At 41.5% G+C, this 8,499-nt stretch carries 9 protein-coding genes; 4 read left to right on the top strand and 5 right to left on the bottom strand.

From position 1 onward, the window contains the following. Both VGA95_00510 and VGA95_00505 read left to right on the top strand, forming a co-directional pair. Positions 1–482, top strand: a 482-nt coding sequence (locus VGA95_00510; protein HEX9665026.1) for a hypothetical protein, incomplete at its 5' end; no start/stop codon positions are given. 324 nt (positions 483–806) lie between these two features. Next, on the top strand, positions 807–1,031 hold the full coding sequence (locus VGA95_00505) for a hypothetical protein (protein HEX9665025.1): 225 nt from the start codon (positions 807–809) through the stop codon (positions 1,029–1,031). 389 nt (positions 1,032–1,420) lie between these two features. On the opposite strand, the gene VGA95_00500 is transcribed toward VGA95_00505, so the two are convergent. The 5 genes from VGA95_00500 to VGA95_00480 all read right to left on the bottom strand — a co-directional run bounded on the left by VGA95_00500 (position 1,421) and on the right by VGA95_00480 (position 6,305). Beyond that, entirely contained in the window at positions 1,421–1,975 is a 555-nt protein-coding gene (locus VGA95_00500) for a hydrolase (GenBank protein ID HEX9665024.1), read from the bottom strand. A gap of 41 nt (positions 1,976–2,016) precedes the next feature. Further along, on the bottom strand, positions 2,017–3,342 hold the full coding sequence (locus VGA95_00495) for a DHH family phosphoesterase (protein HEX9665023.1): 1,326 nt from the start codon (positions 3,340–3,342) through the stop codon (positions 2,017–2,019). A 15-nt stretch (positions 3,343–3,357) separates the two neighbouring features. Next, positions 3,358–4,188, bottom strand: coding sequence for a tryptophan synthase subunit alpha (gene trpA / locus VGA95_00490; GenBank protein HEX9665022.1), 831 nt, complete (start codon positions 4,186–4,188; stop codon positions 3,358–3,360). Positions 4,189–4,507: 319 nt separating this feature from the next. After that, entirely contained in the window at positions 4,508–5,701 is a 1,194-nt protein-coding gene (gene trpB / locus VGA95_00485) for a tryptophan synthase subunit beta (GenBank protein ID HEX9665021.1), read from the bottom strand. Further along, a complete protein-coding gene (locus tag VGA95_00480; GenBank protein HEX9665020.1) occupies positions 5,691–6,305 on the bottom strand; it encodes a phosphoribosylanthranilate isomerase in 615 nt (204 codons plus the stop codon). The genes trpB and VGA95_00480 overlap by 11 nt, the downstream gene beginning before the upstream one ends. A gap of 167 nt (positions 6,306–6,472) precedes the next feature. Here VGA95_00480 and VGA95_00475 point away from each other — a divergent pair, with 167 nt between their 5' ends. Further along, positions 6,473–7,510, top strand: coding sequence for an SGNH/GDSL hydrolase family protein (locus VGA95_00475; GenBank protein HEX9665019.1), 1,038 nt, complete (start codon positions 6,473–6,475; stop codon positions 7,508–7,510). A 195-nt stretch (positions 7,511–7,705) separates the two neighbouring features. Next, positions 7,706–8,499: ABC transporter permease (locus VGA95_00470; protein HEX9665018.1), on the top strand; the 794-nt coding region annotated here is incomplete at its 3' end.

Genomic DNA, 8,499 nt, shown 5'->3' with positions numbered 1-8,499 from the left:
AAAAAACAAAAATTCTAAGGAGGAGCAAGATGATAAGAACCAAGTCAGATTTTAAAGCAGATTCAAATAATCAAATCAAAAAGGAAAAATTCATAGCGCATAAGGCCGTTGTCTTAAAGCTATTCATTATCTTCAGCCTTATAATCTACATCGGTTGTGCCGCATTGTCTGGAAATCCAGTCGGTCCGCCTCCTGATCCTGTGACGGTTAAAGAAGTTGTAGAAATGACTGAAGCTGGATTACCTCCTGAGATAATAATCAATAAGATCCAACAATCTCACACTGTTTACAGGATTCAGGCCAGCCAATTGGTACAGCTCAAGGAAATGGGCGTATCGGATGAAGTGATAAATTACATGCAGCAGACATATATTGATGCTGTACGTCAAAATCAGGCTTACGAGGATTGGTCTAATTTTACGCTTGCCGATGATGGTTTCTGGTATGGCGGACCATTCTACGGTGGACCATTCTGGTATTAGAACACTACCGACAGGATTCTTGTTTATTACAACGTTATAATTGTGATTGAAACAACTAACGTTTTGAAATGATTAGTAGTCTCCTCGGAGCCTTTATCAATGTCACAATACTCACACGTGGAGCACATTGGCTATTTAAGAAAAGGGTTTCAGATGACCACACGAGATCAATCATCGTATTCTGTTCTGTGACTCTTCTCGACTCTATCATATGGATGATAAACAAGGATTTATTATCGGCACTCCAAATAATGCTCTTCTACTATATTCCGTTCCTGATTTTATGGCTTCTAACCGATATATTAAGAGCGAGAAGGAAAAGAAATGCCATTCGAAACTGAACGCATTGTGGCAACAAAGGCTGTGGTTAAGGCGTGCAGGCTCTGTGAGACGGTTCGGTCGTCTCTATCATCTGAGGGGTCAATCCTAAAAAAGGATAGTACACCTGTCACGGTTGCAGATTTTGGTTCTCAGGCGCTAATCAACCTAGAGCTCATGAGTTCATTCAATTATCCAGTCATGGCTGAAGAGGAGAGTTCCGACCTATAGCTGACCATTGTCAAGAAAACATAGCGGGACACTTTGATTGACGTGATCGTGTGATTGCCCTTTTCTAGGTCAATCATGGACAGGCGGGGTTTCCAAACCCCGCATTACCTTAAAAGTGGCGCGTCTCCTTTATTAAGGAGTAATAACCTTACACCAACATAATGCCATTAATCCAAACTGTTTATTGGATTAGCTATCAGCTCATCCCGAGCAGTGAGTCCTTAGTATATCGATATAGCGGTGGATGGGAGTGTCGAATGATGTTAAGTCGCATCGATTTTCACACTTCGACAGGCTCAGTGTGAACGGCTTTATACTCTCTTAATAGGATAATGTATATCCAAACCGTGCATCCTGAGCCCAGTCGAAGGATGAAGATTCGGAGGAGGTCACTTGAGAAGTTTTGAAATCTTTTTAAATTCCTCAGTCCCAGCGCGCTCCAACAGCTGAAATATGAATGTCTCTGTTGTTCCAACAACTGCTCCGGCCTTTTCTATGAGGTTTAGGCCCTTCTCCCAGTCAAGGTCTTTTCTAGATGCGACCGCATCAGCAGGGACGTATAACACATAACCATTATTAATCATATCTATAACGGTCTGAAGCACGCACACGTGAGTCTCTATCCCACAAATAAGCGCCTGGCGCTTATGTGTTTCCTCAATCACCGATTTAAATTCAGGAGATCTTGCACAACTGAAAACCACCTTCTCAATCGGTTTGAACCCGTCTCCAACGCGATCCTTAATTTCAGCGATTGTGGGACCTAATCCCTTTGGATACTGTTCAGTCACGGTTATCGGCATCGCAAAAGTTTTAGCCGCTTCAATCAGCAGTGCCGCGTTTTTTATGGTTGGTTCACGTTTTTCTTCAGGAATTGCACCAATTAGCCTTTCCTGCATGTCAATTACAACGAGTGATACATTTTCCCTTTGAACAAGATCCATACTGATTCCCTCGACTTCAACTAGTTATGTGCTTAATTGCTTCAACTCTGTTCGTTAGAATTTTCAGTTATTGATTTTAAAAACTGCTTTGTTAGCCATTTTCTTATGCGTTCTTGCGAACCCTTTCCTATGATATTTCTTATTTTTCGCAAGGATATGACCGCCTTAGCTGCAGACCTATGTCCTCCAGCGCTCCCAATTTCTCCAAACAAATCCCTGACAATACGGCCAGCGCTTTTCTTAAAACCAACATTTCTTACCGAGATTACAAGATAAGAGTCGCTTATTATTCCAAATGCAATAGACCAGCCAACCCCCTTTACCTGAATGCCAAAATCAGCCATCTTGGGGATTAAATATTCCCTCTTGACCCTGCCTAGATTAACAAAGAAAATGCCATCCGATATCCAGTGGTCCGCCAGTGCTTTCCCGAAGCACTTCAGCTCGGAAGGCGGAATCTCCGCCCTTTCAATCCTCCTTAATAATCCCAGGTTTGCATGAGGATAAAGAAAGGTAAACGCATCTATGTCATCGGGATTTGCGTCGCGGTTTAGTGACACGGTATCGGTCTTAATGCCATAAAGAAGGCATGTGGCAAGCCTTTCTGATATCTCAACCTGAGCTGCACGGAGGAAGCTTGTCAAAATCGTAGATGTTGCCCCTTCTTCAGACCTGATCTCAGAAAACCTGCACTTAAAAGAGCCAACCTGAGGATGATGGTCAATAACACTATCGACATCGGGAAGAATATTGCCAAAGTACGGTGGTTGGACATCAACAAGTGCTATTGAATCAAAATCTTTAATATCTTTATTATCGAGTTCCTCCAGGTCGATATCGAGCTGTTCTATCATCGCTACGTTTTCAGGGCGCGACACCTTCTCTCCAAGATGACCGATTATAGCGGTCTGCCGATTCCTCTTTAGCAACGTTCTCAGTGCCAGAGCACTGGCAATTGCATCCGGGTCGGGATTGTAATGGAGCAGTATCAACATCTTTTTCGCTCCATTATGCACTCTCCTCAGTTCTTCCACCCTAAGCTCAGTCTTTGCGAATTTCTCCTCTCTTGCAATTTGACCCGAAAGTATCTCGTTAAATGGAACAAATCTGACCCAGGGAGGAGGCTCTGACGGCCTATCGATATCACTCACAATTATTGGGGTGTTTGGATAATGTACATTAATTTCCTTAGAAACATCGTTGGAAAAATAATTCTTTTCAATCATGATCATGGTAAAATTCCCGGTTTGATTTAACGCTTCTTCAATCGAGCTCACCCAAATTACTTCACCTCTCTTCGAGAAGAGCCCATGGAGCAATGAATCAAAATCACCTATAAACAAATATCTTCTAAGTTCGTCCTGCATATGTACATCACATCATTAGTTTACTTTCCGACCTCTATGATTGATTCCTTCCTTGTCACAGGCCTTGCTCAAGCCACTTACAAACTCTCCAATTTTACTAAGCAATGAAACTTTATTATCACCATTTTTTTCAATTATCCTTACAAGCGCACTCCCAACAATCACAGCATCCGCCAGCTTTGCGATTTTGCTTGCCTGTGAAGGAGTTGATACACCAAACCCGACTCCGACCGGAAGTCTGATATGTTTTCTTATCTCATCAATAATAGGTTCGAGCGAATAATCCAAATTCGGTCTCTCTCCTGTTACGCCTGTAACGGACACCAGATATACAAATCCACTTGCATACTCGGCGACCAGATTAATCCTCTCAACAGTACTGTTAGGAGCCAATAAAAAAACCAGATTAAGTCCCTTATCATCAGTATGAATCTTAAATTCCTCCGCTTCTTCTGGAGGCAGGTCAACGCTTAGTATTCCATCCACGCCTGCCTCACTCGCATCGGTTGCCAGCTTTTTTAACCCGTAAGCAAAGAAGGGGTTATAGTAACCAAATAACAAAAGTGGTATCTCAGAATGCTTCCTAATTTTTCTAACCGCATCAAGAACCCCATGGAGGGTTGTTCCGCTATTTAGCGCCCTCTCAGAAGCCAGTTGGATTGCGGGGCCATCGGCCATTGGATCAGAAAAGGGTACACCCAGCTCTATTATATCAGCACCGCTTTTTTCCAGCCGAAACACAATATCTGGGGTTAGTTCAAGTGATGGATCACCGGCTGTAATATATGTTACCAATGCCGCTCTACCTTTTTCACTGAGCTCCTGAAATTTTCGTTCAATTCTCATCTCTGTTACCTGGGAACACTATATAAAACCGATCTCATTATCATCTAATTTGTGACGGGGAATTTCTGTGGGGGTTATTTTGATTAAAGGAGATTTTATATCTAAATGTGAGATTTCAAATCTGCAATTGGGGGAAATAACATACTGGGAATTTAACTGTTTCTTCCTAAAAGTCAAAGGAATGTCCTTAAAGTATATTGTAATAGAGATCCCCACCTCGTACACGATTTTATACCATAGTCATAGAAGCATCAAGTACCTGTTGATTATTTAGAAAGGGAAGGTAATTCTCTTAGATGAATTACTACTGATAAATCAGTTAACCTAACGTGCCGGAAACAGTATGGATATCCTTATCACCTCTTCCCGAAAGGCAGATGATTATTATCGAATCCTTCGGCATAGTCGGTGCAACTTTCATCGCATGGGCTAGTGCATGGGCGGTTTCAAGGGCAGGAATTATACCCTCAGTTTGTGAAAGGAATCTAAATGCCTCTAAGGCCTGGTCATCAGTCACAGCGGTGTAAGAAACTCTTTTTAAATCACTTAGCATGGAATGTTCAGGCCCAACACCAGGATAATCAAGACCAGCCGCTATCGAATGTGTACCCGTTACCTGCCCGTCACTGTCCTGTAGGATATATGTTTTACTGCCATGAAGAACGCCTAATTTGCCGGCGGCTATGCTGGCCGCATGTTTTCCAGTCTCGAGTCCATATCCTGCAGCTTCGACCCCAGTCATTTTTACCTCTTCATCATCCAGAAACGGGTAGAAAAGCCCCATTGCGTTAGATCCCCCGCCTACGCATGCGACAAGAAGGTCGGGCAACCTAGATTCCTTGTCTAATATCTGGTTCCTTGCCTCATGTCCAATAATAGATTGAAAGTCTCGCACCATCATGGGATAGGGGTGAGGACCGGCAACGCTTCCAATTATATAGAATGTGTTCCTCACATTCGTTATCCAATCCCTCATGGCCTCATTCATCGCATCCTTCAGTGTCTGGGTGCCAGACTTGACCTCATTAACCTTCGCACCCAGTAGTTTCATCCGGAATACATTAATAGCCTGCCTCTTTGTGTCTTCAAGACCCATAAATATTTCACATTCCATATTTAGCAAAGCGGCGACTGTAGCAGTGGCGACCCCATGTTGTCCAGCTCCAGTCTCAGCTATTACCCTCCTTTTTTCCATACGCGATGCGAGCAGGGCCTGACCTATCGTATTATTGATCTTATGTGCGCCGGTATGGGCTAGGTCTTCACGTTTAAGGTAAATCTTCGCGCCACCTAGTCTCCTCGTCATTCTTTCTGCAAAATAAAGGGGGGTCGGCCGACCAGCATATTCAGTTAGATAATAATTTAGCTCATCCCTAAATCTGGCATCATCCTTTACTTGGCGATAAGCCCTCTCTAGTTCCAGGAGAGCAGGCATAAGTGTTTCAGATACATATCTTCCCCCAAATTTTCCGAAATGCCCCATTTCATCGGGTAGTCTTAACCTAGTCTCCATTTCTTACCGCCGCTATGAATGCCTTTAACTTAACTGGGTTTTTCTTTCCTGGATAGTCTTCCACACCCGAGCTGACATCAACCGCATAGGGATTGACAATATCGATAGCTTCGGCAACATTCTCAGGGGTAAGTCCACCCGATAGAATAACGCTCTTTGATAACGCTATACCCTTCAGCAATCCCCAATTAAAACTTCTTCCTGTGCCTCCAAATTCCGCTGTTGAGTATGCATCAAATAATAAAGCTTGTACGGGAAAAGAGTCGATATCGTCCTGATTTATGCAATCTTTTACTCCTATTGCCTTAATAACTGAATTACCTAGCTCTCTGCAATAATCTGGTTCTTCGTCTCCATGAAGCTGAAAAAGATCAAACCCAATTTCTCTTTTCATAGATTTAAGCTCCTCCACACCTTGGTTTACAAAAACCCCAACTGTCGTGACAAATGGGGGGAGCTTCGAGATAATCCTTAACGCATCTTCTGAACTAATATATCGCTTGCTATCCCTGTAGAAAATAAACCCAAGGGCGTCGGCCCCTAAATCTAAAGCTAAAAAAGCGTCATCTAAATTAGTAATCCCGCAGATTTTGATTTTAGTCATTAAATTTTACAAAAATTGTATAGCTTAGATCCCTAAATGTAAAATAGAGAACAATCTCTACAAGTTAGAATAATATGCTTATTTGATGCTAATATATTATATTATTCCAGGATTCCTGAAACATACATCAGAGAGGCTTACACTCTACCCCTCGATGAGCGAAACTAATGATCAAGAAAGGGTTATTGATAAAGATTTCAATATTCGTATTATCCTCAATATTATCATTCATAGTGCTTGAGATCTCCTATCGCTATACTATCTTCGGCAGTGATAGCCTGAATTATGAAAAAATGAATAGTGTCACCCCGCTAGGTCTATCTGGACTGATAGAACCTTCTCGGGATCGAGAAATCGTTTACCAACTCAAACCAAACCTCAATACGTACTTCAAGATGGCCAGATTTAAAACCAACTCCGAAGGACTTCGGGATAAGGAATATTCGATGACTAAACCAAAAAATACCATAAGGGTGGCTGTTGTCGGAGATTCCTTAACTATGCCAGCAGGTGTGAATATCGAAGATGCTTATCACTCGATACTTGAAGAAAAATTCAAGACAAGCTGTCCGAGCGAGAATTATGAATTCATAAACTTCGCAGTAGGAGGATATTATTTAAGCCAATATTGGGCTGTTATAAGAAAGAGGATAATGGATTGGGATCCTGACATGATTGTAATCGGTTTTTGCGAATATAACGACTTTGAAAGCCCACCAGACAAACTGTTTGAAGGTACATATAAGGTAAAAGAAAAAGGGCATCCATTCTTTTTTCAATCGTTCGCAATAAGCAGCCTTAAACAATTTCTTAAGAACCTTGGGAAAAAAGATATGCATAAAAATCAGAGAATCGATGGTAATTCCACCTTTACAGAGGAGCAAGTAGATTACATGCGTAAAGTTTTCTCGATGATCGGTGCATTCAGCACTGAAAAAAAGATTCCAATAGTGGTTGGAAATCTGGGAATAACACCAAGCGAACAGCATGAATTGGAGAGTATAGTAACAAATAGTGGCCTCTATTATGTTGATCTCACTCCTTCATTCGAGGGAACGAAAATTTCGGAATATAGTATCTTTCGAACAGACAACCATCCAAATTCCAAGGCTAACCTGGTTTTTGCGAACGCAATTAAGGAATATCTGGACAAAAATAAATTAATAGAATGCAGTGGTAGTAATATAGACCATATAAACCGATAAGAATACTACTATAATTCCAAATGCTTAAAGGCAAAATTGTCATGATAATGATGCATAAACTAAATTGTATAAGGTTCAATAATTTTTGTTTATCTTGGTTACTCGATTTAATCAGGCCAGAATTACATATACTATTTAGAAAAAATTACAAAAATGAACCTCTTATTGGCATTTAAAATTTCGTATGATGCAGTGATGTCAAACAAATTACGCTCGGTCCTCACCACACTCGGCATAATAATTGGCGTTGCTGCAGTAATAACGCTCGTCGCACTTACGCAAGGGGCTAAGACTATAATAGAAGAACAATTAACCAACCTTGGAGGAAATTCTTTAATAGTCAATTACGGGAAGAGAGCTGGAACTGGTATCGTAACAAGATCAAATATCAAAAATCCCCTGACCGCGGCAGATGCGGATGCCATACGTAACCTGAGTATGGTGACGTTTGTTTCTCCCATCATAGATACAGCAGCGACTGTAGTATCAGGTAATCGTAACTGGTTCACAACAATCGTAGGTGTGTCAACAGACTTCATAAATATTAACGATTGGTTTCCAGACCAGGGAAACTTCTTCAATAATAAAGATGTCCTAAGTGATGCAAGAGTCTGCGTTATCGGGAAGACCGTAGCGAATAATCTTTTCGGATATCAGAATCCTATTGGTAAATCCGTGAGAATTAGAAATAACTCATTTAAGGTTATTGGAGTGATGAGTCCCATTGGACAGACCCCCAGTGGCAAAGACCAGGATGACGTAATCTTACTGCCCTATACCACACTTCAAAAAAGGATCGTGGGCATTTCCCATGTAGATAATATTTCCGTATCAGTTAAAAATTCAGGTGACGTGCCAGTAGCCCAAACCAGAATAATCGAGCTATTAAGAGAGAGACACAAAATCAGACCGAACATGGTGGACGATTTCTATGTCAAAACACAACTCTCAATTATAGAGAGAATTTTCACGATCTCAAAGATCATGAC

This window comes from Thermodesulfobacteriota bacterium, assembly GCA_036397855.1.
In the GTDB taxonomy this organism is placed as follows: Bacteria; Desulfobacterota_D; UBA1144; order Nemesobacterales; family CSP1-2; genus DASWID01.
Note: the sequence above shows the minus strand (reverse complement) of the source record. Positions and strands in the feature narration are given on the sequence as shown.